Genomic DNA, 24,096 nt, shown 5'->3' with positions numbered 1-24,096 from the left:
TCCCCGCCCGCCCGTCCGCCTACTCGGTGTGCAGCACCTCGGCGATCGGCAGCCGGGCGGCCGAGCGGGCCGGGAGCAGGGCCCCCGCCGCCGCGATCAGCACCCCCGCCAGCGCCACGCCGGTGAGGTGCGGCAGGTGCCAGACGTCCTTCATGGAGTCGGGGAAGGCGATCACGCCGATGTGCTCCACCACCAGGCGGTGCGCCCCGATGCCGAGCGGCACACCCAGTACCCCGCCGGCCGCGCCCAGCGCCGCCACCGAGGCCACCGTCATCACCACCACCTGACGCGGGGTCATCCCCACCGCCTTCAGCATCCCGAGGTCGCGGCGACGCTCCCGGACGTCCAGCGGCACCGAGTGCAGCACCCCCAGCGCCGCCACCAGGGCGAGCAGCAGCGTGAAGACGGAGGCGAAGCCGACCACCGCGATGACGGCACCGGGGGCCGGCTCGCTCACCGAGGTCCGCAGGGCGGGGTCGGCCGCCCGGACCGCCCGCGCGTACGCCGCCGCGTCGCTCCCCTCGGCCAGAACCACCCGGTACTCCCAGGCCGTCGCCCCCGGGGCCAGCCGGGCCAGAGTCGGCCAGGAGGCGGTGAAGGCCCCGGCGTCGCCGTCGAGGAGCTTGCCCACCACCGTCATCGGCACCTGCCGCCCGCCCGCGCGCACCACGAACCGGTCACCGACCGCCAGTCCCTGCTGCCGCAGGAACCCCGGCCCCGCCGCCGCCTCGCCCGTACGCTCCGGCCAGCGGCCCTCGACCACCCGGGAGGCGGGCCCGTCCACGTCACCCCGGTAGAAGTCGGCCGAGACGGTCCGCGTCCCGCCCTGGAGCTGGGCCCGGGCCAGCGCACGCGCCGTCACGGCCTCGGCGCCGGGCAGCGCCCGCAGCCGTTCCTCGGTCCGCCGGTCCGCGGAGCGGCGGGACTCGCCCTCCGCCGGTGAGCTCCGGGCCACGTCCACCACCGGCGTCCGCCGCCCGTCGCCGGAGAAGGCGACCAGGGTGGCGCTCAGCCCGGTCGTCAGCGTCACCGTCGTCACGCCGAGCGCCACCGCGGCCAGGGTGACCGCACTCCGCACCGGCCGTGCGAAGAGCCGCCCGAGCCCCAGGCTGACCGGCCTCGGGAGGCGGCTGGAGGCCAGCCGCCGCTGCGCTCGCAGGCCACGTCCCGGGCGGGGCGCGCTCCCCGCCGAGATGGCCTCGACCGCCGACAGGCGGTGCGCGCGGGAGGCCGGGACCAGGGCGATGAGCAGCACCAGCAGCGGCATGCCGAGCAGGCAGCCGGCGATCAGCCAGGGGCTGACGCCGACCGGGACGCCTCCCGTCTCGATGCCGGTGAAGGCGAGCTTCAGGAACGGCCCGGCGGTCGCCGCCCCGGCCGCGGTGCCGAGGAGGGCGCCGGTCAGCGCGGGCACGGAGACCATCAGCAGGTAGACCGCGACCACCTGGTTCGGGGTGAAGCCGAGCGCCTTCAGCACCCCGATGTGCCGACGGCCCGAGATCACCGCCCCGCTGACCACGTTCCCCGTGATCAGCAGGGCGACCAGCAGTCCGAGGACGCCGAAGAAGGCGAGGAACGGGAGGTAGGCGTCGGCCTGCGCGGAGAAGGCGTCCCGCAGGGAGAGGTACGACCGGGTACCGGTGAGCGCGTCCTCGGGCAGCCCGGCGGTGGCCTCGCGGACGGCCGCGTCCAGCTCGGCGCCGTCCGGGTCGCCCGCGAAGCGGTAGAGCAACTGCGCCTCGTACGGGTGCAGTTCGGTGACCTGGCCAGGGGTGACCCAGGCTCCGGCCGACCGGCTGAGGCTGGTGGCGAAGCCGACGATCGTGAGTGGCGGGGCACCGGGGGCCGCGAGGCGCGAACCGAGCAGCTCCGTGCCCGGGGAGCCGTCGACGTCCCAGTTGAGGACGATCTCGCCCGGGGCCTCGGCCCAGCGGCCCGCCACCATCCTGACCCGGTCCACCGTGCCCCCGGGGGCCGCCCGTCCGGCCACCACCAGGGTGCCGGGCGGGTTCCACAGCCAGTCCTCGTCGAACTCCAGCGACGCCACCTCGAAGGGCCCGGCGGTCATCGCCCCGGAGGCGCGCCCGGCCGCCGCCAGTTCACCGGCGCCGACCCGGTCCAGGTCGAAGGAGGCCACCGCGTGCGCGCCACGCTGCTCGGCGAAGGCCCGGTCGAAGGGGCCGGAGGCCGCGTGCAGCAGGGACAGGCCCAGCAGGAGGGTGGCGGTCGTCGCCGTCACGACCAGCCCGATCACCACCGTCTGGAGCCGCCGGCGCCGTACCGCCGCCCGGGAGGCCGACCACACCGCGCTCATGCGGTGGGCTCCAGCGCGCTCTCGCGGGCAACCCGGCCGTCCGCCATCTCCACCAGCCGGCCGGCACACCGGATGGCCAGGTTCCGGTCGTGGGTGACGATCAGCAGGGTCTGCCCGAGCTGGTTGAGATCGATGAGCAGGTCCATCACCTGCTCCCCCGAGCGGCTGTCCAGGGCGCCGGTCGGCTCGTCGGCCAGCAGCAGGGCGGGCCGGTTCATCAGCGCCCGGGCCACCGCGACCCGCTGCCGCTCGCCCCCGCTGAGCACCGCCGGATAGGCGTCCTTGCGGTCGGCGACGCCGAGTTCGCCGAGGAGTTCCAGGGCGCGGCGGCGGGCCTGGCGGGCCGGGGTGCCGGTCAGCTGGGCGGTGAGCGCCACGTTGTCGAGGGCGGGCAGGTCGTCGATGAGGTTGAAGAACTGGAAGACCATGCCGACGTGCCGGCGCCGGAAGAGGGCGAGCCCGGTCTCGTTCAGCTCGGTCAGCTCCTGCCCGGCGACCCGTACCCCGCCCGCGCTCGGCCGGTCCAGCCCCGCCACCAGGTTCAGCAGCGTCGACTTGCCGCACCCGGACGGGCCCATCACGGCCACCGCCTCCCCGGCCTCGACCGAGAGCGTCAGCCCGTCCAGCGCCTTCGTCTCCCCGTACTCCTTGACCACGCCGTCCAGTTGGACGACCGGCCCGGATCTCCGCGTGCTGTCACGGTCACTTGTCATGGCACGAACCTAGGAGCGGGCCCGCCGACGTGGCGTCCCTCCCCGGTGGTAACCCGCAGGGCCGCTACATCCCCGGATGTACCGCCTGCTCCCCGAGGAGGACGCGGCCGGGCGGAGGTTCTGGAAGGCTGCGGACGTGGGGAGTTCAGAGACGGTGTGGGTGGTCCTGGCGGTCGCCGCGCTCGGGGCGGCGGCCGTGTCCGCGGTCGCCCTCGTCCGGGCACGGCGGCTGCACCGCGCGGCGCTGGAGGAGCGCGGCTGGCTGCTGGAACGCGAGCGGGAGAGCGCCGCCCTCGGCGCCGTCGACGCCGAGCGGGCCCGGATCGCCGCCGAGCTGCACGACATCGTCAGCCACAACGTCAGTCTCATGGTCGTCCAGGCCGGCGCCGCCCGCGAGGTCCTCAGCACCCTCCCCGGGGAGGCGGCCGCCGCCATGGCCGCCGTCGAGGAGGCCGGCCGGAACACCATGACCGAACTGCGCAACCTCCTCGGCCTGCTCGCCCCCGCCCAGGACGGCGCCGGCCACGACCCCCGCCCCGCCCTCGCACCCCAGCCCAGCCTCAGCCGCCTCAGCCCGCTCATCGACCGCATCGCCTTCGCCGGCCTGCCCGTCGAGGTCCGCGTCTCCGGCACACCCCGCGCCCTCCCCGCCGGCCTCGACGCCACCGCCTTCCGCATCGTCCAGGAGGCGCTGACCAACGCCCTCAAACACGGCGGCGACCAGGCCCAGGCCGAGGTCCGCATCAACTACGCCGGCCACGCCCTGCGCGTCGAGGTGCTCAGCACCGGCTCCCCCGCCGCCCCCGTCGCGGACGGCACCGGACGCGGCCTGCTCGGCCTGCGCGAACGTGTCGCCGTCCACGGCGGCGACCTCGACGCCCGCCGCCGCCTCGGCGGCGGCTACCGCGTCCGCGCCCGCCTCCCCCTGGACCACGCGTGAGCACCCCCGGCCCCCGCGTCCTCGTCGCCGACGACCAAGAGCTGGTCCGCACCGGCTTCCGGCTGATCCTCACCTCGCGCGGCCTCGACGTGGTGGGGGAGGCCGCCGACGGAGCCGAGGCCGTCGACCTGGCCCGGCGACTGCGCCCCGACGTCGTCCTGATGGACATCCGGATGCCCGTCCTGGACGGCCTGGAGGCCACCCGCCGCATCCTCGCCCTGGGCTCCACCTGCCGGGTGATCATGCTGACCACCTTCGACCTCGACGCGTACGTCTACGACGCGCTCGCGGCCGGCGCCAGCGGCTTCCTGCTCAAGGACGTCACCCCGGCCCACCTCGCCGCCGCCGTCCGGCTCGTCGACACCGGGGACGCGCTGCTCGCCCCCTCGATCACCCGCCGCCTGGTCGAACGCCACGCGGCCCGCACCCCGGTCCCGCGCGTCCCGGCGGTCCACCGGGACCTGGCCGTCCTCACCCCGCGCGAGCGGGAGGTACTGGGCCTGGTCGGCCGGGGCCTGTCCAACGCCGAACTGGCGGCGCGGCTCACCCTCAGCGAGGCCACCGTCAAGACGCACGTGGCCCGCATCTTCGCCAAGCTGGCACTGCGCGACCGCGCCCAGGCGGTCGTCCTCGCCTACGAGACCGGGCTCGTCTCGGCGGGCGACCCCCGCTGAGCGGTACGCACGCCCTCAGGCCCGCGGCCTGCCCATCGCCCGGAACGTCCAGCCGGCCTTGCGCCAGACCTCCGGGTCGAGGGCGTTGCGGCCGTCCAGCAGGGTCGGGGTGGTGACGGCGGCGGCCAGTCCGGCCGGGTCCAGCTCGCGGAACTCGCGCCACTCGGTGAGGTGGAGGACGACGTCGGCGCCGCGCACCGCCTCCAGGGCAGAGTCGGCGTAGCCGAGGGTGGGGAAGATGCGGCGGGCGTTGTCCATGCCCTTGGGGTCGTAGACGGTGACCTGGCCGCCCTGGAGGTGGATCTGTCCGGCGACGTTGAGCGCCGGGGAGTCCCGTACGTCGTCCGAGTCGGGCTTGAAGGTGGCGCCCAGCACCGCGACCCGCTTGCCGAGGAACGAGGTGGTGCCGAGCGCCTCCAGCGCCAGCTCCACCATGTGCCCCCGGCGCCGCATGTTGACCGAGTCGACCTCGCGCAGGAAGGTCAGCGCCTGGTCGGCCCCCAGCTCGCCCGCGCGGGCCATGAACGCCCGGATGTCCTTGGGCAGGCAGCCGCCCCCGAACCCGATCCCGGCCCGCAGGAACTTGCGGCCGATCCGGTCGTCGTGGCCGAGCGCCTCGGCGAGCTTGGCCACGTCGCCGTCGGCGGCCTCGCAGACCTCGGCCATCGCGTTGATGAAGGAGATCTTGGTGGCGAGGAAGGAGTTGGCGGCCGTCTTCACCAGCTCGGCGGTGGGGAAGTCGGTGACGATGAAGGGCGAGCCCTCCGCGACCGGCGTCCGGTACACCTCGCGCAGCAGTTCCTCGGCGCGGGCGCTGCGCACGCCGACCACGATCCGGTCCGGGTGCAGGGTGTCGTCGACCGCGAACCCCTCGCGCAGGAACTCCGGGTTCCACGCCAGCTCGGCCTCCTCGCCCACCGGCGCGGCGGCGGCCAGCCCGGCGGCGAGGCGCTCGGCGGAGCCGACCGGCACCGTCGACTTGCCGACCACCAGCGCGGGCCGCTTCAGGTGCGGGGCCAGCGAAGCGAAGGCGCTCTCCACGTAGCTCATGTCGCAGGCGTACTCGCCCTGCTTCTGCGGGGTGTTCACGCAGACGAAGTGGACGTCGCCGAAGTCCGCGACCTCCTCGAAGGAGGTGGTGAACCGCAGCCGCCCGCTGGAGCCCTCGATCCCCGCGACGTGCTTGCCGAGCAGCTCCTCGAGCCCCGGCTCGTACATCGGGACCCGGCCCTGGGAGAGCAGCGCGATCTTCTCCGGGACGACGTCCAGCCCGAGCACCTCGAAGCCCAGCTCGGCCATGGCCGCGGCATGGGTGGCGCCGAGGTAGCCGGTGCCGATCACGGTGATCCTGAGGGCCATGGTGGGTGCTCCAGTGCGTCCGGGGGAGGCGGATCAAGTCGTACGCGGTGATGCGCCGACCGAGCATAGCCCCGTGCGTGGCGGGGCCCTCAGCTGGGCATTTCCCCCCTGTCGTCAACCTCACGTACCGCTCGGTGCGGCACGGGCCCTAAGCTTTGGATGAGTTACTGGGTTACTTAACGGTAGTTAGCATGACTGGGGAGTGAGAGACCGTGGCCGGAGCGCCTGATTTCGACCTGTACCGCCTGTCCGAGGAGCACACGATGCTCCGCGAGACGGTCCGCGCGCTCGCCGAGGCGAAGATCGCCCCGCACGCCGCCGCCGTCGACGAGGAGGCCCGGTTCCCGCAGGAGGCGCTGGACGCGCTCACCGCCGCCGACCTCCACGCGGTCCACGTACCGGAGAGCTACGGCGGCGCCGGCGCCGACGCGCTCGCCACCGTCCTGGTCATCGAGGAGGTGGCCCGCGTCTGCGCCTCCTCCTCCCTGATCCCGGCCGTCAACAAGCTCGGCTCGCTCCCGGTGGTCCTCTCCGGCTCCGAGGAGCTGAAGAAGAAGTACCTGGGCCCGCTCGCCAAGGGCGACGGCATGTTCTCGTACTGCCTCTCCGAGCCCGACGCGGGCTCCGACGCCGCCGGCATGAAGACCAAGGCCGTCCGCGACGGTGACTTCTGGGTGCTCAACGGCGTCAAGCGCTGGATCACCAACGCCGGCGTCTCCGAGTACTACACGGTGATGGCCGTCACCGACCCGGAGAAGCGCTCCAAGGGCATCAGCGCCTTCGTCGTGGAGAAGGACGACGAGGGCGTCTCCTTCGGCGCCCCGGAGAAGAAGCTCGGCATCAAGGGCTCCCCGACCCGCGAGGTCTACTTCGACAACGTCCGCATCCCCGCCGACCGCATGATCGGCGCCGAGGGCACCGGCTTCGCCACCGCCATGAAGACCCTGGACCACACCCGCATCACCATCGCGGCCCAGGCCCTCGGCATCGCCCAGGGCGCCCTGGACTACGCCAAGGGGTACGTCCAGGAGCGCAAGCAGTTCGGCAAGCCGATCGGCGACTTCCAGGGCGTCCAGTTCATGCTGGCCGACATGGCGATGAAGCTGGAGGCGGCCCGCCAGCTCACCTACGCCGCCGCCGCCAAGTCCGAGCGTGTCGAGAACGACCTCACCTTCTTCGGCGCCGCCGCCAAGTGCTACGCCTCCGACGCCGCCATGGAGATCACCACGGACGCCGTCCAGCTCCTCGGCGGCTACGGCTACACCCGCGACTACCCGGTCGAGCGGATGATGCGGGACGCGAAGATCACCCAGATTTATGAAGGCACGAATCAAGTGCAGCGGATCGTGATGGCAAGGAACCTTCCCTAGCAGGGTCTTTGCAGGTCAGACCCGTTCTGAGGCGTCCTGAAGGCCGCTCTCGCTGTGCTGCCCGTTCCAGCCCGATCAAGGCCGTTCCTGGGCGTCATGCTGGGGGAATCCTGGGGCGCCGACTACCTGAATAGGCTGCTGACCAGTACAAACAGAACAGCCCCCGGCACGTTGCCGGGGGCTGTTGTCGTACGAGGATCAGGCGACGTCTGACGCCTTCGTGGGGTCGTCGGCGCCGGGAGTCAGCATGGTGGCGATGGCTGCCCGCCCGCGCTGCTCAGCCCCCTCGAAGATGTAGTGGTAGTGCTCCCTGAGCACGTCCGTACTGCCGTGGCCCATCCAGTTGGCCACGTCGTTCTCTGGGACTCCGGCGTACAGGAGCCGCGACCCGTAGTAGTGCCGGAGCGAGTGAGGCTTGCAGTAGGGCACCCCGCCCTTCTTCAGCGCCACCATCCAGATCTTTGGGTAGAAGTACGACGCGTACAGGTACCCGGTCCGCGTCACATTGGGGAACAGGAGCCGCTCAGGCCCCCAAACGCCGTGGTTCCTGATGTGTCGCCGCAGCTCGAAGGCGACGTTGGGCGGCAGGGGGACGAGGCGCCCCGGCTCTTCCTCATCCCGGGCCTTGATGTGCCGACGCTGAAGTGCGCTGTTCTTGCCTGACTCGGTTGCGCCGTCCTCGGTGATCTGGAAGTCCACGCGAAGCGTCTCGGCCTTGAATTCGATCTGATCGCGAGAAACGGCCATGGCCTCACCGAGCCTCAGCCCACACCCGGCCATGAGCCACATCAACGCCCGGTACCGAGGCGGGCAGCCGTCCAGCATGGCCAGAACCTCACGGGTCGTCAGTCGGCTGGCCTTGCTCTTGTGTTCGCGGATCTCCTTAGCGCGACTTCCCGCATGCCTGATCTTCTTGCACGGGTTGCGCCCGATGATCTCGTTGATCACGGCCCAGTCCATCATCCCGGAGAAGTACGAGAAGCGCTGACGCCGGGTGCGCGTCGAGAGCTTGCGGTCGTGCTCCATCCACAACATCCACTGCTCGATGTCCGCAACCTTGAGAGACACGATGGAGCGGGCCTTGAAGAAGGGCTCAATGGTCGTGTTGAGGATGGAGCGGTACTGCTTCTTTGTGCTGTTCGTCAGCTTGCGCTGACTCATCCACTGCTCCCAGACAGCCGTGACCGGCTGCTTGCCCAAGCGGTCATCCAAGTACGTGCCCGCGTCTAGCTCCTGCTCCTTCCGCCTTCGGTGGTCGTCCGCGCGCTCCTTGGTGTCGAAGCTCTTCTGCCGCTGCTTTCCGTCCGGGTCGTGCCAGAACGCCGTCCACTTCTTCGGGTCGTTTTTCGACCGCGCCACCCATGCCCTTGCCACAGGGTCCCCCTCCTGCTGATGACGCACGGGGCCGACCCGGCGTCGTGCCGGTCGTCCGGCATGGCCAAGTCTGCGCATGACCCACCCTGGGTTGTCAACACAGGGTGGGTCATGCTGCTGGTACTTTCGAAAGCGTGAAGGCAGACGAGAGCGGATTCGAGATCACGCAGGGGCAAGGGGCTTGGGTGATCCGCATGTGGTGGCCGACGGGACCAATCACCGGGGGGCCGCAGAGGATCACCGTGGAGGCGGCGGAGGGTGCTGCCGTTCGGGACGTGGCGCGCGGCATCTCCACGACTGTTCTCCGGAGGCTGGACCTGGCAGCAGCCATGAAACTGGCGGAGAGCGCGCCGGAGCTGCAAGAGGGAATGGCCGACGTCACGGCCAAGGTCGAGCAAGCTGGGGAGGCTGCGGGCCTGTTGCTGACCAATGAAGGGGTCTCGGCGCCCTATCTGGCCATGCTGGCCGCGACGTACAAGAGCATGGCTGACATGGGCGCCCCTGCCCCTGTTCCTTGGTTGGCCCGGCTGATCAGCCGCCGTCCCGAGACAGTGAAGGACCACCTCAAACGAGCAAGGCGAGAGGGTTACTTGACCACCGTCGCGGGCAAGGCGGGTGGTGAACTGACCGAGAAGGCGACTTCGACACTTGCCGCCTTTGGTAATTCAGAGGACAGGCGAGACTGACATTCGCTATTGCTAAAACCATGTACGACGGCCCCCAGGGAACTGGGGGCTTTTCTAATAGGTGGGGGACTATGCGCGCGAAACTCATGACAGTTGACGATGTGGCCGACTACCTGAACAAGCCCCGCTCGTGGGTGTACGGGAACTGGAAGGTGAACCGTTCCGGGTCCGGTAGAGACTCGATTCCGTGAAAGGATTGAGTCATGGCACGCCCCTCCTCCTATCCCCTTGAGCTGCGCAAACGAGCGGTCCGTATGGTCGCCGAGGTCCGCGGTGACTACCCGAACGAGTCGGCTGCGCTGCGGGCGGTCGCCCAGAAGCTCGGCATCGGCTCGGCCGAGACCCTGCGGAACTGGGTGAAGCGCGACGAGATCGACTCCGGTCAGCGTCCGGGGACGACCACGGAGGAGTCCGCCCAGATCAAGGCGATGAAGAAGGAGATTGCCGAGCTGAAGCGGGCGAACGACATCCTGAAGGCTGCGGCAAGTTTCTTCGCGGCCGAGCTCGACCGGCCACACACACGCTCGTAGCGTTCATCGACGAGCACCGGGCCCGCTTCGGCGGTGTCGAGCCGATCTGCCGCGTGCTCACCGAGCACGACTGCAAGATCGCCCCTTCTACCTATTACGCCCACCATAAACGGCTTCAGGTCCCGTCAGCCCGCACCATCCGCGACGCCGAGCTGAAGCCGCTCATCCAACAGATCTTCGACGCCAACTATCGTGTCTACGGGGCCAGGAAGGTCTGGCGTGAGCTGCACCGACAGGGCCACTTCGTGGCCCGGTGCACCGTCGAACGCCTCATGCGCGAGCTGGGCGTCGCAGGTGCCGTCCGCGGGAAGAAGATCATCACCACGATCCCGGACGGCAGCGTCGAGCGGGCACCGGACCTGCTGGACCGCAACTTCGTCGCGCCGGCCCCCAACCGCTGCTGGGTCGCCGACTTCACTCACGTCAGCACCTGGTCGGGAGTCGTCTACGTCGCCTTCGTCGTGGACACCTTCTCCCGCCGGATCGTCGGCTGGTCCGCAGCCCTGTCGAAGGAGACACGGCTCGTCCTGGACGCGCTGGACATGGCCCTGTGGCAACGCGACCGCGACGAAAAGCCGCATCAGCGGGGCGAGTTGATACATCACTCCGATGCCGGTTCGCAATACACGAGCTTCCGGCTCGCCGAGCACCTGGACGCCGCCGGCATCGCGGCCTCGATCGGCTCCGTCGGCGACGCCTACGACAACGCCCTCATGGAGTCCACGATCGGCCTGTTCAAAACCGAGCTGATCAAGCCCGGACAGCCCTGGAGGACGCTCTCCCAGGTTGAGCTGGCCACCGCGGAATGGATCGACTGGTACTGCCACCGCCGACTCCACGGTGAAATAGGGCACATCCCACCCGTCGAATACGAGACCAACTACTACCTCGCCACCACGAAACCCCAGGTCACAACCAAAATCTGAGGTCTCTACCGCACCCGGGGCGGTTCAAGGACGAACAGATCCCGTTTCGAAAGGTGGGGCAGTCGCTTCGGTGCCGTCCCACGGATCTGGACCGCTGGCTGGACGAGCAGGGGGCAGCGTGAGCTACCGGTTCGCGAAGGTCTACCGGACGGAACACTCCAACCCGGCAATCGGCAGCGCCGTTCTTCACCTCGAAACGCGCATGTGGTTGCTCTCCTCCATCGCGGACTTCCGGGGGACCCCGGACGACGTGAGCGATGCCGTGGCGGCCCGTATGAGGCGTAACGGGGTGCTGAGCAACGGTGCACGCCGGTTCTCGTTCGTGCTGGAGGAGTCGGTGTTGCGATACCGGCTGTGCAGCGCGGAGACCATGGCGGCCCAGCTCGGTCACCTGCTCGGGGTCATGGATCTCCAGAACGTGGCCGTGGGGCTCATCCCGTTCTCAGCCCGTCGAGCCGTGTGGCCCATGCCCACGTTCACGATCTTCGACGACACCAAGGTGCACGCGGACACTCTGGACGCCGCCGCCACGCTCACCCAGCCTGGTCAGGTCGAGCTCTACACGCGGGCCTTCGAGCGACTGGCGCAGGGGACCGTGCGAGGCGCGGCGGCACGCTCCCTGATAGCGGACGCGGTCGCCTCCCTGACGTGACGGACGGTATCGCCGTCGGTGTTCGTCGCCGACGGGCCCGTCCGTGTGTTCCCCGCGCGGCGGACGGGGGAATTCCGGTGGGGTCCGGCGAGGCGGGCGGGGCTCAGGGGAACGCTCGCGGGGCCAGCACCGTGCGACCAATGGAGTCCCAGCCGTGACCGAGCCCGCCAACAAGGATCGTCCCTACCTGACCAACCGGCAGGGCCATCCCGTCTACGACAACCAGAACCAGCGGACGGTCGGGGCCCGGGGGCCCGCCACGCTGGAGAACTACCAGTTTCTGGAGAAGATCAGCCACTTCGACCGGGAGCGGATTCCGGAGCGGGTGGTGCACGCGCGCGGGGTGACGACCTTCGGGTACTTCGAGGCGTACGGGAAGTGGGGGGACGAGCCGATCAGCCGGTACACGCGGGCCAAGCTCTTCCAGGAGCCCGGCAAGCGGACCGATGTGGCCGTGCGGTTCTCGACCGTGATCGGCGGGCGGGACTCCTCCGAGGCGGCGCGGGACCCGCGCGGGTTCGCGGTGAAGTTCTACACCGAGGACGGCAACTGGGACCTCGTCGGCAACAACCTGGGGGTCTTCTTCATCCGGGACGCCATCAAGTTCCCGGACGTGATCCACTCCCTCAAGCCCGACCCGGTCTCGCACGAGCAGAAGCCGGCCCGGATCTTCGACTTCATGTCGCAGACCCCGGAGGCCATGCACATGCTGGTCAACCTCTTCAGCCCGCGCGGCATCCCGGCCGACTACCGCCACATGCAGGGCTTCGGCGTCAACACGTACAAGTGGGTGGACGCCGAGGGCGGGACGGTGCTGGTGAAGTACCACTGGATGCCGAAGCTGGGCGTCGCCTCGATGACCGAGGAGGACGCGGCCAACGTCCAGGCCGACGACCTCGGCCACGCGACCAAGGACCTGTACGAGGCCATCGGGCGCGGCGACTACCCGGAGTGGGAGCTGCTGGTCCAGATGATGTCCGACGACGACCATCCCGAGCTGGACTTCGACCCGCTGGACGACACCAAGACCTGGCCCGAGCAGGACTTCCCGCCCAAGCCGGTGGGCCGGATGGTGCTCGACCGGGTCCCCGGCAACTACTTCGCCGAGAACGAGCAGGCCGCCTTCGGCACCGGCGTCCTCGTCGACGGGCTCGACTTCTCCGACGACAAGATGCTGGTCGGCCGCACCTTCTCGTACAGCGACACCCAGCGCTACCGGGTCGGCCCGAACTACCTCCAGCTCCCCGTCAACCAGCCCAAGGCACCCGTCGCCACCAACCAGCGCGACGGCCAGATGGCGTACGAGAACGGGCCCGACGGCGAGAACCCCGAGGTCAACTACGAGCCCTCGATCATGGGCGGGCTGCGCGAGGCCGACTACCCCACCCGGGACGAGGAGGGGCCGGTGCTCCAGGGGCGCCTGACCCGGGCCCGCATCCCGCGCACCAACGACTACCTCCAGGCCGGGCAGCGCTTCCAGCTCATGGAGGAGTGGGAGCAGGACGACCTGGTCAAGAACTTCACCGACCTGTTCGCCCAGTGCACCCGGCCCGTCCAGGAGCGGATGATCTGGCACTGCCTGATGGCCGACAACGAGCTGGGGCTGCGGGTCGGCGAGGGCATCGGCATCGCCCCCTCCGACGTCGCCCACATGCCGCCGCTGCCCGGCCAGACCCTCACCGAGGAGGACCGCGTCCGCCTCGGCCGCCTCGGCGACAACCCGCCCCGCGACGTCACGGGCCTGACCATGACCCACTGCGTCCCGGACAAGCACCACGTGGTCACGCGGCGCTGAGCCGGGCCGGCCCGGGCGGGAACCGGTTGTGTTCCGGTCCCCGCCCGGGCGAAGGCCGGGCGTCAGCCCAGCCGGGGCGGCTTGTCCATCCGCGTCCAGGAGAGGCCGAAGCCGTACGCCTGGTCGACCAGTTGGTGGAAGCCGAGTTCGGGGTGGCCGTCGAACCAGCGGACCTCGCGGCGCACGGTCAGGCCGGCGCCGTCGGACTCCGTGAGGGCCACCGCGCAGCCCGCGGCGGTGGCCGGTGCGTCGTCCAGGAGGATGCGGAAGGTGCCCGCCGTGCCGCTGACCGTCACCGAGGCACCCAGCTCCCGGAAGGAGACGGAGCCCTCGTAGAGGTAGGTGAAGAAGAGCAGGCGGCGGAAGAGGTGGTGGTGGCCGAGGTTGACCCGCAGGGTCTCCCCGTCGGCGCCGGCGCCGCTGCGGTCGTCGTGGTCGAGGGCGATGTACGGCCAGGCGTCGAGCCGGCCGAAGGCGTCGCCGAGGGCCTGCACCACCTGGAGGGTCCCGTCGGTGAACTCGGCCAGCACGCACAGGTCGACGTCGGCCTCGGCCCGCGCCGACCAGTTGAGGTTGACCTGGAGGAGACCGGCGTCCCCGAGCCGGGCGGCGGGCTCGGCGCGGGTGAGGCGGACCTCCTTGGCGAGGGCCGCCCGGCGGCGCCGTTCGGCGGCCTCCCGTGCCGGGTCGGCGGAAGGCGGCGGCTGCTGTTCCGCGCCCGGCGCACTCGTCCGGCGCACGGGCCCTTCCACGCCCCCGGGGCGCAGTCTGATGGTCTTCCGTTCGCGCCCGTCGCTGCTCAACCCGGCCCCCACACCGTCGTGTTGACGAAGATTCCACGACCCTGCCGGAGTGTAAGCGATCGGTGACAGCTGCACTATGCTGTGCCGTCCCGGTGGCAGAGGGGGATGTGCCGCCGGGCGGGGGAGCGGGGCGCGGACGCGCACCGCGCAGCATGGGGGCGCCCCCGCGACGCGGCTGCCGGGGGGTTGCAGACGATGACCGGAGAACTGACCGACAGCCGCCGGCTGGGCAGGTCCCTGAAGAAGCTGGCCGCCGAACCGGCGCTGGCCACCCGGCGCGGCGAGCTGGAACACCTCGCGGAAGCCGTTTCCGACCAGGACGGGAAGCGGCTCGACCGGTGGGCCGAGGTCGACCTGCTGCACACCTTCGTCCGCCCCGAGTCCGTCGCCGCCACCACCCGCAGCCCCGAGGAGCACCGGGGCTGGGCCTGGCTGGAGACCGGGCTCGGTGCCTTCGTCTTCCTGCCGCTGGTCCTCAGCTGGTACGGCCTCACCCAGGCGTCCCGCGCCTACCAGGAACTGGTCGCCGAACGCCCCGCCGCGGCCGCCCGCCCCTTCCTCCAGCTCTGGCAGACCGGCTTCGAGGGCCATCTGTCGGGCCTGCACACCTTCGGCTCCGTCGCGCTCAGCGCCACCGCCGTCATCGTGGTGCTGCTCGCCCTCGCCCTGGTGCACGGGGCGCGCGGCGCGGCCGTGGACCGGCGGGAGGAGCGGGGCCGCCGCGCCACCGAGGACGTACTGGGCCGTCTCACGGTGACGCTCTCCCGCACCCAGCTGTACCTCGGCGCCCACCGGCGCACCTCGCCGCTGCGGTTCGCCGCCGAGCTCACCGAGTCCGCCGCCACCCTGCGCCGGCTCGGCAAGGACGCGGTGCGCGTCCAGACGAAGCTGGGGGCGGCCGCCGCCTCCGTCGAGACGGCGGTCCGGGGCGCGGAGACGGCCCTGAGCGCCGTCGACACCTCCGTACGCCCCCTGGAGCGGGCCGCGGGCCAGATCGAGAAGGCGGTGCGCGAGAGCGGCGACGGGATCGGCGGCGCCCTCGGCGAGGTGCGCGGCGGGCAGAAGGAGCTGCACGAGGGGATCGGTGCCGCCGCCGAGCGCGTCGAGGACTCGGCGGGGGCGCTGGCGGCGGCTCAGCAGTCCTTCACCACCGGCATCGAGGTCTCCGCCGACGTCACCGCCCGGCTCCTTGCCCGGCTCGACTCGTACGCCGAACGGTCGGCGGCGGCCGACGAGGCGGCGGGGACCGCGCTGCGGCGGCTCGCCGAGCAGACCGAGGCGCTGCGCCGCACGGCGGACCGGTTCGCCGAACTGACCGAAGCGCTCCAGGAGTACGCCCCCGGGCCGCCGCCGGAGCCCGCCGCGCCGGAGCCGGCCAAGAGGGGGCCCGCGGAGAAGGGGCCCGCCGCGCTGCCCGCCGGGGCGCCGGGCGACGCCCGATGAGGCGCCGCCGGTTCAGGCCGCTGCACCTCGCGGGGTGGCTCTTCGCCGACATGCTGCTGGTGCTCGCGCTGGTCGCCCTCGGGGACCGCGGGGACCCGCAGGCGGCCAAGGCCGTGCCCTCGCCGGGACCCAGCCCCTCCGCCACGGCGACCGAGACCGGCAAGCCCCGGCCGAAGGGGCCCCGCTCGGTCAGCCGCGAACCGGTCACCCTCACCGTCGACGCGGACTACGGTGACCGCGCGGGCCTGGAGAAGAAGCTCCGGGCGGCGACGAAGCGGTACGCCGGACGGCAGGCGGCCATCGTCCTCACCTTCGGCCGGCATCCCGACCCGGGCGGCGGCCAGGCGTACGCCCGGCGGGTCAACTCCACGCTGACGAAGGCCCGTCCGGACATGTTCGAGAAGACGACCCGGCGCGATTTCTGGAAGGGCGGTGCCGCCGGACACGCCTCGGTCGAGATCTACTTCTACACCTACTGAACGCTCCCGCGCCCCGGCGCCCGCCGGGAGGGCCCCGTCCCCATCCGAGCAGCCACGGAGGTACACCGTGCAGATCCTTCCCTTCTACCTGCTGTGCGACGAGTCCGGCTCGATGACCGGCGATCCCATCGACGCCATCAACCGGGCCCTGCCCGACCTGCACCACGAGATCAGCACCAACCCGACCGTGGCCGACAAGACCCGGTTCTGCCTGATCGGCTTCTCGGACGACGCCAGCGTCCTCCAGCCGCTCGTCGACCTCAGCGACATCGACGAGGTCCCGGCCCTCTCCGCGGGCGGCCTGACCGACTACGGCACGGCCTTCCGCACCCTGCTGCGCTCCGTCGAGAAGGACGTGGCCGAGCTGAAGGCCCAGGGCCACGAGGTGTACCGGCCCGTCGCCTTCTTCCTCTCCGACGGCATCCCGACCGACGAGGACTGGCCCACCGCCCACCGCGAACTCCTCAACTCGCGGTACGCGCCGAAGATCATCGCCTTCGGCATCGGGGACGCCGAGGCGCAGATCATCGGGCAGGTCGCCAACTTCCGGGCCTTCATCCAGAAGGACAACAGCGTCTCGCCCGCCCAGGCCCTGCGCGAGTTCGCCTCCAGCCTGACCCGCTCCATCGTCCGCTCCGCCTCCAGCATCTCCAGCGACGGCAGTTCGGACTTCACCCTCGCGGTCGAGGAGAAGGTCCCCGGCTTCGAAACCGTCACCCTCGACAAGGTCTGAGATGCCCGAGCCCACCGCGTACGAGCCCGAGGAAGCCGACGGCCTGGACGCCACGTTCCGTCAGAACGAGGCGATCCTGCGGGAGAGCGGCCCCACCCTCCCGGCGGACCAGGCCGCCGCGCCCTCGGTACCGGCCCAGGGAAGCCCCTGGCACACCGGGCGTCCCGTCCACCCCGGCGAGGCCCCGCCGCCTCCGGCGCACGCCCCTGCCCCGGCGTACGCGCCCCCGCGCCAGGACCCGGCCGGCCCACTGCCGGACGAGGCGGGGCCTCGCCGCCCGCCCGCACCTGAACCCGCGCCGGCCCCCGTCCCGGAGCCCGAAGCCGAACCCCCGCTGCCCCAGTTGGGCGACCCCTGGCACGGCGGCCCCAAGCCGCCCCTGTACCGGCCCGTCCCGCAGGCGGCACCCGCCGTGCGGAGCGCCGGGATCGAGGGCGCCCTGGTCCCCGACCTCGTGGTGGACGGCGCCGAGCACGGGCCGCTCACCGTCCGCGCCGCCTCGGTGCGCGGCGACTCGCACCGCTACCAGGCCGAGCCGCGTCAGGACTCCGTCTGCGTGGCCAGGATCGGCTCGGGGGAGTCGGAACTGCTGGTGCTGGGGGTGGCCGACGGGGTCGGCTCCGCCCCGCTCTCGCACGTCGGGTCGCAGAAGGCGTGCGCCCTCGCGGCGGGCGCCCTGGACCGGGTGGCGGGGCCGCTCGCGGCGGCCGTCGCCGAGGGCGACCTCGCCGGGTTCACGGCACTGGCGCGCCAGGCCGTCGCCGAGGTGGCGACGCTGCTGCGGCACGAGGCAGAGCGGTACGGGCGGCAGCCCTCGGAGTTCGCCACCACGCTCCGCCTGCTCGTCGTCCCGCTCGACCCGGCGGTGCGCGTCCGGGGCCTGCTCACCCTCGGCGACGGCGGCACCGCGATGCTGCGCGAAGGCCGGTGGAACACGGCCCTCGGCGGTACGGAGGAGGGCGACGGCGCCGTCATCGACACCCGCACCCCGGCCCTGCCCACCACCCGCGAGCCGGTCGCCACCCTGATCAGCACCCTCCCCGGCGATGTCCTCGTGGTCTGCACCGACGGCCTCTCCACCCCGCTCGCCGGCGACCAGGAGACCGCACACTTCCTGGCCCGGGCCTGGTCCCAGGAGCGCGTGCCCGGACCGGCGGACTTCCTCTGGCAGCTCCAGTACCGGGTGAAGTCCTACGACGACGACCGCAGCGCCGCCGTCCTGTGGGAAGGCCCCGCCCGATGACCGTGCACGACGGACAGGACCTCGCCCTCCACCAGGTGAAGCGGTTCGCCCGGGTCGGCGACGGCGGGCAGGGCGAGGTCTTCGAGGCCGGCGGCCCCGGGCGCCTGCTCTACAAGGAGTACAGGGAGCCCCACAAGGTGCGCGGAGACGCCCTCACGCACCTGGTCCGGGTCCGCCAGGAGATGGCCCCGGCCGAACGGGACCGGCTCGACCGGCAGGCCGCGTGGCCGCTCTGCCGGGTGACCGACGGCGGCCGCGTCACCGGGTTCCTCATGCACCGGGCGCCGGAGACGATGACCTGGACGACGTCGAAGGGCGACGGCAAGCTCATCGAGCTGTCGTACCTGCTCCGGGAGGCCAAGACAGCCTGGAGCGCCGTGCCGCAGCCGGTCCCGGCCCAGCGCCTCGACCTGGTGATCCAGGTCGTCTCCCTGCTGGAGTGGCTGCACGGGCTGGGGCTGGTGGTGGGCGACCTCTCGCACGCCAACGTCCTGTGGAGCCTCACCCCCGAGCCCGCCGTCCACCTCCTCGACTGCGACGGCATCCGCGCCGGCGGCCAGGAACCGGTCCTCGACCAGGCCGACACCCCCGACTGGCAGGACCCGCTGGCCCCCGCCGGACTCCCCGCCTCCGTCGACAGCGACCGCTACAAGGCGGCCCTGATGATCGGCCGCATCCTCTGCCGCGACCCGCTCATCCGACCCGGCGAACCCCTCGCACTCGTCCCCGGAACCCTGGACGACCGCCGCGCCGGCCAGCTCGCCCCCCTGTGGCGCCAGGCGGCCGGGCCCGCCGGCTCCCGCCCGGACCTGGGCCGCTGGCGCACCGCCCTCAGCGGCCGCGCCACCATCCCGCTCCGCAGAGGCGTCCCCCGCCCCGCCCCGTCCGGCGCCGACCCGGCCGTCTTCCAGCAACGCGGCCCCCGCGGCACCATCCCGCTCCGCGGCGAGTGAGGCCCCGCCCGCCACGGCACCGGCCCGCTCTCAGGGCGCCCCGTCCCCCCGCGCCTCCTCCTGCCGCACCACCTCGTCCAGGTCTGTGAGCCGTTCCATCCCCCGGGCGGCCTGGGCGGTGCGCGGGTTGTGGACGAGGCGGTCGTGGTGGCGGTGGACGAAGGTCCAGTAGCCGGCGGTGTACGGGCAGGCGCGGTCGCCGGTGCGGTGGTCGGGGCGGTAGGCGCAGGGGGAGCAGTAGTCGCTCATGCGGTTCAGGTAGGCGCCGCCGGAGGCGTAGGGCTTGGTGGTCATGCGGCCGCCGTCGGCGTACTGGGACATGCCGAGGACGTTGGGGAGCATCACCCAGTCGTACCCGTCGACGAAGCAGCGGTGGAACCAGTCGGTGAGCGCGGCGGGGTCCCAGCCGCGCTGGAGGGCGTAGTTGCCGAGGATCATCAGGCGGGGGATGTGGTGGGTCCAGCCGGTGTCGCGGAGCTGGGCGAGGACGGTGGAGAGGCAGTGGGCGGTGACCGCGTCGGCGTCCAGGTCGGACCACCAGTCGGGGAGCGGGGCGTGGTGGCCGAGCGCGTTGGTGGTGCGGTACTCCTCGCCGAAGTGCCAGTAGAGGTGCCAGATGTACTCGCGCCAGCCGGCGATCTGGCGGACGAATCCCTCGACGCTGTTGAGGGGCGCGTCACCGGATCGCCAGGCGGCCTCGGCCCGCTCGACGCACTCGGCGGGGTCGAGCAGGCCGAGGTTGAGGGAGGAGGAGAGGAGGCTGTGGCTCATCACCGGGTCGTCGGTGAGCATGGCGTCCTCGTACGGGCCGAAGGTGGCGAGGCGTTCGGCGGTGAAGCGGCGCAGGGCGTTCAGGGCTTCGCGGCGGGTGGCGGGGAAGTGGCGGGGGCCGTCGCGGCCGACGAAGGCGACCTCGCCGGAGCGTTCCCAGCGGTCGAGGTCGTGGCGGACCTCGTCGTCGACGGCGTCCTCGCGCGGGCGGTAGGGGGCGGGGACGTCCAGGGCGCCGGCGTCGCGGGGCGGGGGTTCGCGGTTGTCGTGGTCGAGGTTCCAGCGGCCCGAGGCGGGGCGGTCGCCCTCCATGAGGAGGTCGTGGGCGGCGCGGGTGCGGCGGTAGAAGTCCTCCTGGCGCAGCGCGCGGCCGCCCCGGCTCTCCGCCCAGTCGGCGAACTCCTGGTGGCTGACGAGGAAGCCCCGGGCGGGCAGGACGGTGACCTGGGGGAGGGCGTCGACCAGCGCGAGGGCGGCGCGGGAGGTGGGGTGGTGGACGGTGACGGGCCGGTCCCCGGCCGCCTTCCGCAGGCCCTCCCGGTACGTGCGGGCCTGGACGTACGTCACGCGGTCGCCCAGCTCGGCGGCGCGGTGGCGCATCGCGGAGAGGACCAGGTGGGCCTTGGCGCGGTGGAAGCGGCGGCGCCGGAAGACGGCACGGGACTCGATCATCAGCAGGGGGGTGTCCCGGTGGGGACCCGCCTCGCCGGGCGTGAGGAAGTGCGGGCCGAGCTGGTCGCCGAAGAGCCAGTGCGCGGCCCCCGTCCCCTTGCCGCCGGATCGCTGCCCCATCGTGCGCGCCCCTTCGTCTGGCCTGGACGGTGTCCGGACGACACCGCGCCCCCAGCTTCAGGCGCTGGGGGCGCGGTGGATGCGCGAGGGGAGCCGTACGGGTGAGGGGGGCGCGAACCCGGGGCACCCCAGGGCGTCACTCCGTGACGGTGACCTTCTCGTCGTTGCGGAGCTGCTGCATGAGCTGGTCCTTCTTGGCCTTGTCCCAGACGAGGTTTCCGCCGTTGGAGCCGGAGATCGGCATGTTCATCGAGGTGCCCTCGCCGCCGGTCAGGCCCTTCATCGCCCAGAACATGCTGGCCAGGTCGAACAGGCCCATGTCCTTGTCGACGATGAGGGTGTCCAGGCCCGCGCCGAGCGTCGGGTAGAGCCGGAACGGGTTCAGCACGGTGGACGGGGTGGCCGCCTGGTTGGCCAGGGTCGCCAGGAACTTCTGCTGGTTCTTGGTGCGGTCCAGGTCGCTGCCGGCGAAGGCGTACCGGGTACGGACGAAGGCGAGCGCCTGCTGGCCGTCGAGGGTCTGCTCGCCCGCCTGGAAGTCGGCGCCGGACTTCTTGTCCTTGAACGCCTTCGGGATGTCCATCTCGACCCCGCCGAGCGCGTCCACGATGTTGGCGAAGCCGCCGAAGCCGATCTCCGCGTAGTGGTCGATGCGCAGGCCGGTGTTGTACTCCACGGTGCGGACCAGCAGCTCGGGGCCGTCCTCGGCGTAGGCGGCGTTGAGCTTGACGCGGCGGCCCTGCGCCGGGAAGAGCTTGCCGGACTCGGAGCCCTTGAACGAAGGGATCTCGACCTCGGAGTCACGCGGCAGCGAGACCATCGTGTTCCCGTTGGAGCCGACGTGCAGGATCATCATCGAGTCGGTGCGCTTGCCCTCGGCGGAGCCGGTGTGCAGGCGCTTCTTGTCGTCGTCGGTCATGCCGTCGCGGCTGTCGGAGCCGACGATGAGGTAGTTGGTCCCCTCGCCCTCCTCGGGCCGCTCGATGACCTTGGCGAGGTCGACCTCGCCGCGCAGCTTGGAGCTGGCCCACATGTACGTGCCGACGCTGACCACCAGGGCGGCGACGAGGAAGGTGATGAGGCCCACCTTGACGCGCCGGCCCCAGTCCGGCGCCGGACGCCGTCCGCCGGGGCCGCCGGGGCCGTCCTGGTAGCCGCCACCACCCCGGCCGCCGCCACCGCCGCCGTACACCTGTCCGGTGTTGTAGCCGTCCCGGCCACCCGGACGGCCGTACTGGGGCTGCGGCGGAACCGTGGTGCGCGGGGGCGCCGCCGGGGCCGGCGGGGCCTGGCGGCGCCGCACGTGCGGGAGGGAGCGGGCACTCTCGGGTCGGGCGGAGCCACTGCCCCGCCCGTATCTGGGCTGCTCGTCGCGCCCGGCGGGCCAGTCATTCATGCGTGACAGTGTGCGCCGTCCGGGGGACCCCCAGACAGAGGGGTGCCGGAATCCGGCCAGGGCTGTTGCGAAGCTGATGCATTCGAGCAGGTGAGCGGGTGCGACATACAGTGGACCCCATGACAGACCCGGCCCGCGTCCCGGAATCGGAGATTCCCGGCAAGCCCACCTCAGCTTCCCGAACGACGCTTTCGCACATCATGACGCACAACGACACCAACCTCCTCGGGACGGTGCACGGCGGCGTGATCATGAAACTGGTGGACGACGCGGCCGGTGCCGTCGCCGGACGCCACTCCGAGGGCCCCGCCGTCACCGCCTCCATGGACGAGATGGCCTTCCTCATGCCCGTCCGGGTCGGCGACCTCCTGCACGTCCGCGCCCAGGTCAACTGGACCGGCCGCTCCTCCATGGAGGTCGGGGTGCGCGTGGTGGCCGAGCGGTGGAACGACTCGACCCCGGCCCAGCAGGTCGGCACCGCCTACCTCGTCTTCACCGCCGTCGACGCCGACGGCAAGCCCCGCCAGGTCCCGCCGGTCATCCCGGAGACCGAGCGCGACAAGCGCCGCTACCAGGAGGCGCAGATCCGCCGCACCCACCGGCTGGCCCGCCGCCGCGCCATCCTCGACCTGCGCGAGCAGCGCGCCGCCGAGGGGCTCGACGCGGACGACTGAGCCCCGTACGGGCCGGGCGCGGCCAGCGTGACCCTGACCGGATTCACGCCCTGCCGGCCGCCTTGGGCCGGGGGCAGGTGACCTCGTCGCCCCGGAGCGCGCCGGTGGTGCCCTCCGGCGGGTCCTCCGCGCGGACGGGGTGGACCTCAGTGAAATCGGCGCCCAGCACGACCCGCACCGTACCGCCCTGCCCGGGCGCCGCCTTCAGCTCCGCGCCGGGGAAGGCCGCGGCGACCGTACGCGCCGAACGGTCCCAGCGGGGGTCGTAGAGGACGGTGGTCCTGGCGGTGGCCCGGTCGGCGGCGTCGAGGGCGTGGCCGCTGGTGCCGAAGCCGGTGGCGCGCAGCGCCCGGTCCGCCTGGGCGCCGAGGCCCTGGCGCGCCGTGCCGTTCTCCACCTGGACGCGGATCTGCTCGGGCGGCACGTCCACCACCGTCGCCTTCGGCCGCGCGGTGTCGTGGTCGGCGAGCGGGCGGTCCTCGCGGAGCGCGCCGAAGATCCGCTTCGCCTCCTTCGGCTGCCAGACCAGGGTGTCCCCGATCTTGGGCACCTCGCGGGCCTTCTCCTGGACCGGCACCGAGGTGAACTCGGCGGAGGCCGGGGTGAACCCCCGCATCGCCTTGCCGAGGTCGAGCATCCGTTCCGTGGTGAAGCCGCTGTCGGCCCGCAGCGAGCCCAGCACGGTCCGGGTCACCTCGCCGAAGCGCACCGGGTTGAGCAGCACCCCGCTGCCGGTGACCTCCGCGGTGAGCGCGGCGAGGAAGCGCTGCTGGCGCTGCATCCGGCTGAGGTCGCCGGTCCCGTCGAGGTGGCGGGAGCGGACGTACTGGAGGGCCTGGCCGCCGTCGAGGCGGTGCGGGCCGGGGGCCAGGTCGAGGCCGGTGTAGGAGTCCTTGAGGCGGCGGACGGTGCAGATCTCCACGCCGCCGACCGCGTCGACGGTCTCCATGAAGCTGGTGAAGTCGACCTCCACGTAGTGGTCGATCTTCACCTCGGTCATCTTCTCGACCGTCCGCACGGTCAGCTCCGGCCCGCCCTCCGCGTACGCCGCGTTCAGCTTGACCGGGTGCGGCCGGTGCTCCTCGCCGGAGGTGCGGTCGGTGTGCGGCGGCATCATCGCGTAGCTGTCCCGCGGCAGGCTGACCACACTGACCCGGGAGCGGTCCGCCGAGAGGTGGAGCAGCATCAGGGTGTCGGTGCAGTGGCAGGGCTTGCCGCCGAGCCGGTACGCCTGGCGCTGCTCCTCGGTGATGGTGTCGCGGCCGTCGGTCCCGGCGAGCAGGATGTTGAGGCCGCGCCCGGCCTCGGGCCGGTTCTTCATGTCCTTGAACGGGTCGACCCGCTCGATGCCGCTGTCCAGCCCCGACATCACCGCGTGCCCGACCCCGGAGGAGGCGAGCACGGCGACGGACAGGGCGGTCACCACGCGCACCGCCCAGCCGGTCCGGCGGCGGTGGCGCCCCCGCCCGGGCGGGA

At 72.1% G+C, this 24,096-nt stretch carries 20 protein-coding genes and 1 pseudogene; 13 read left to right on the top strand and 8 right to left on the bottom strand.

Translation table 11 applies throughout. The annotated features are described in order from the left end of the window. Positions 1 to 19 precede the first annotated feature (19 nt). Positions 20 to 2,314: an ABC transporter permease gene (locus OIM89_RS10230; protein ID WP_264491170.1), complete on the bottom strand. Its 2,295-nt coding sequence runs from the start codon at positions 2,312 to 2,314 to the stop codon at positions 20 to 22. Then, on the bottom strand, positions 2,311 to 3,027 hold the full coding sequence (locus tag OIM89_RS10225) for an ABC transporter ATP-binding protein (RefSeq protein ID WP_047468260.1): 717 nt from the start codon (positions 3,025 to 3,027) through the stop codon (positions 2,311 to 2,313). The genes OIM89_RS10230 and OIM89_RS10225 overlap by 4 nt, the downstream gene beginning before the upstream one ends. A gap of 76 nt (positions 3,028 to 3,103) precedes the next feature. Here OIM89_RS10225 and OIM89_RS10220 point away from each other — a divergent pair, with 76 nt between their 5' ends. Further along, positions 3,104 to 3,967 carry a sensor histidine kinase gene (locus tag OIM89_RS10220; RefSeq protein WP_264491169.1) on the top strand — a complete coding sequence of 288 codons (864 nt, stop codon included), beginning with the start codon at positions 3,104 to 3,106 and terminating at the stop codon, positions 3,965 to 3,967. Further along, positions 3,964 to 4,641: a response regulator gene (locus OIM89_RS10215; RefSeq protein ID WP_030697321.1), complete on the top strand. Its 678-nt coding sequence runs from the start codon at positions 3,964 to 3,966 to the stop codon at positions 4,639 to 4,641. Before OIM89_RS10220 ends, OIM89_RS10215 begins: the two co-directional genes overlap by 4 nt. 15 nt (positions 4,642 to 4,656) lie before the next feature. Here the strand turns inward: OIM89_RS10215 and OIM89_RS10210 are convergent, their stop codons facing one another. Continuing rightward, positions 4,657 to 6,000, bottom strand: coding sequence for a UDP-glucose dehydrogenase family protein (locus OIM89_RS10210; RefSeq protein WP_175458528.1), 1,344 nt, complete (start codon positions 5,998 to 6,000; stop codon positions 4,657 to 4,659). A gap of 212 nt (positions 6,001 to 6,212) precedes the next feature. On the opposite strand from OIM89_RS10210, the gene OIM89_RS10205 reads away from it, so the two are divergent. Continuing rightward, positions 6,213 to 7,370, top strand: a complete 1,158-nt coding sequence (locus tag OIM89_RS10205; protein ID WP_030697319.1) for an acyl-CoA dehydrogenase family protein — start codon at positions 6,213 to 6,215, stop codon at positions 7,368 to 7,370. Positions 7,371 to 7,568: 198 nt separating this feature from the next. Here OIM89_RS10205 and OIM89_RS10200 read toward each other — a convergent pair whose 3' ends face one another. Next, on the bottom strand, positions 7,569 to 8,744 hold the full coding sequence (locus OIM89_RS10200) for a tyrosine-type recombinase/integrase (RefSeq protein ID WP_264491168.1): 1,176 nt from the start codon (positions 8,742 to 8,744) through the stop codon (positions 7,569 to 7,571). 134 nt (positions 8,745 to 8,878) lie between these two features. On the opposite strand from OIM89_RS10200, the gene OIM89_RS10195 reads away from it, so the two are divergent. The 4 genes and pseudogenes from OIM89_RS10195 to OIM89_RS10180 all read left to right on the top strand — a co-directional run bounded on the left by OIM89_RS10195 (position 8,879) and on the right by OIM89_RS10180 (position 13,333). Beyond that, positions 8,879 to 9,430, top strand: coding sequence for a hypothetical protein (locus OIM89_RS10195; RefSeq protein WP_030697317.1), 552 nt, complete (start codon positions 8,879 to 8,881; stop codon positions 9,428 to 9,430). 203 nt (positions 9,431 to 9,633) lie between these two features. Further along, positions 9,634 to 10,886, top strand: a protein-coding gene (locus OIM89_RS10190) for an IS3 family transposase (protein ID WP_370466145.1) whose coding sequence is annotated in 2 segments (ribosomal slippage) — positions 9,634 to 9,916 and positions 9,916 to 10,886 — 1,254 coding nt in all. Because the reading frame shifts where the segments join, the coding sequence is not laid out codon by codon here. Between the two features lie 208 nt (positions 10,887 to 11,094). Continuing rightward, a pseudogene (locus OIM89_RS10185) lies at positions 11,095 to 11,538 on the top strand (DUF5753 domain-containing protein); the annotation flags it as partial. Between the two features lie 154 nt (positions 11,539 to 11,692). Beyond that, complete coding sequence (locus OIM89_RS10180) at positions 11,693 to 13,333, top strand: catalase (protein ID WP_030697315.1); 1,641 nt, start codon at positions 11,693 to 11,695, stop codon at positions 13,331 to 13,333. A gap of 62 nt (positions 13,334 to 13,395) precedes the next feature. On the opposite strand, the gene OIM89_RS10175 is transcribed toward OIM89_RS10180, so the two are convergent. Further along, entirely contained in the window at positions 13,396 to 14,073 is a 678-nt protein-coding gene (locus OIM89_RS10175; RefSeq protein WP_226964327.1) for a tellurium resistance protein TerA, read from the bottom strand. A 258-nt stretch (positions 14,074 to 14,331) separates the two neighbouring features. Here OIM89_RS10175 and OIM89_RS10170 point away from each other — a divergent pair, with 258 nt between their 5' ends. The 5 genes from OIM89_RS10170 (at position 14,332) to OIM89_RS10150 (ending at position 18,987) form a co-directional block, all read left to right on the top strand. Beyond that, entirely contained in the window at positions 14,332 to 15,579 is a 1,248-nt protein-coding gene (locus OIM89_RS10170; RefSeq protein WP_030697313.1) for a hypothetical protein, read from the top strand. Next, positions 15,576 to 16,058 carry a hypothetical protein gene (locus OIM89_RS10165; protein ID WP_003950411.1) on the top strand — a complete coding sequence of 161 codons (483 nt, stop codon included), beginning with the start codon at positions 15,576 to 15,578 and terminating at the stop codon, positions 16,056 to 16,058. Before OIM89_RS10170 ends, OIM89_RS10165 begins: the two co-directional genes overlap by 4 nt. A 67-nt stretch (positions 16,059 to 16,125) precedes the next feature. Beyond that, a complete protein-coding gene (locus tag OIM89_RS10160; protein ID WP_003950412.1) occupies positions 16,126 to 16,791 on the top strand; it encodes a vWA domain-containing protein in 666 nt (221 codons plus the stop codon). Position 16,792: 1 nt separating this feature from the next. Then, complete coding sequence (locus tag OIM89_RS10155; RefSeq protein WP_195730454.1) at positions 16,793 to 18,034, top strand: protein phosphatase 2C domain-containing protein; 1,242 nt, start codon at positions 16,793 to 16,795, stop codon at positions 18,032 to 18,034. Next, entirely contained in the window at positions 18,031 to 18,987 is a 957-nt protein-coding gene (locus tag OIM89_RS10150) for a hypothetical protein (RefSeq protein ID WP_047468285.1), read from the top strand. Before OIM89_RS10155 ends, OIM89_RS10150 begins: the two co-directional genes overlap by 4 nt. A gap of 30 nt (positions 18,988 to 19,017) precedes the next feature. Here OIM89_RS10150 and OIM89_RS10145 read toward each other — a convergent pair whose 3' ends face one another. Beyond that, the gene (locus tag OIM89_RS10145) at positions 19,018 to 20,550 is read right to left on the bottom strand and encodes a cryptochrome/photolyase family protein (protein WP_030697310.1); all 1,533 of its coding nucleotides are present in this window, start codon (positions 20,548 to 20,550) and stop codon (positions 19,018 to 19,020) included. A 136-nt stretch (positions 20,551 to 20,686) separates the two neighbouring features. Further along, positions 20,687 to 21,946 (bottom strand): LCP family protein, encoded by a 1,260-nt coding sequence (locus tag OIM89_RS10140; RefSeq protein ID WP_264491167.1) that lies wholly within the window; start codon positions 21,944 to 21,946, stop codon positions 20,687 to 20,689. A gap of 119 nt (positions 21,947 to 22,065) precedes the next feature. On the opposite strand from OIM89_RS10140, the gene OIM89_RS10135 reads away from it, so the two are divergent. Then, positions 22,066 to 22,620, top strand: coding sequence for an acyl-CoA thioesterase (locus tag OIM89_RS10135; RefSeq protein ID WP_008417606.1), 555 nt, complete (start codon positions 22,066 to 22,068; stop codon positions 22,618 to 22,620). A gap of 43 nt (positions 22,621 to 22,663) precedes the next feature. Here OIM89_RS10135 and OIM89_RS10130 read toward each other — a convergent pair whose 3' ends face one another. Further along, positions 22,664 to 24,052 carry an LCP family protein gene (locus tag OIM89_RS10130; RefSeq protein ID WP_030697308.1) on the bottom strand — a complete coding sequence of 463 codons (1,389 nt, stop codon included), beginning with the start codon at positions 24,050 to 24,052 and terminating at the stop codon, positions 22,664 to 22,666. Between the last annotated feature and the right edge of the window lie 44 nt (positions 24,053 to 24,096).

Origin of the sequence: Streptomyces sp. BI87, from assembly GCF_025957665.1 — a bacterium.
In the GTDB taxonomy this organism is placed as follows: domain Bacteria; phylum Actinomycetota; class Actinomycetes; order Streptomycetales; family Streptomycetaceae; genus Streptomyces; species Streptomyces albidoflavus.
Note: the sequence above shows the minus strand (reverse complement) of the source record. Positions and strands in the feature narration are given on the sequence as shown.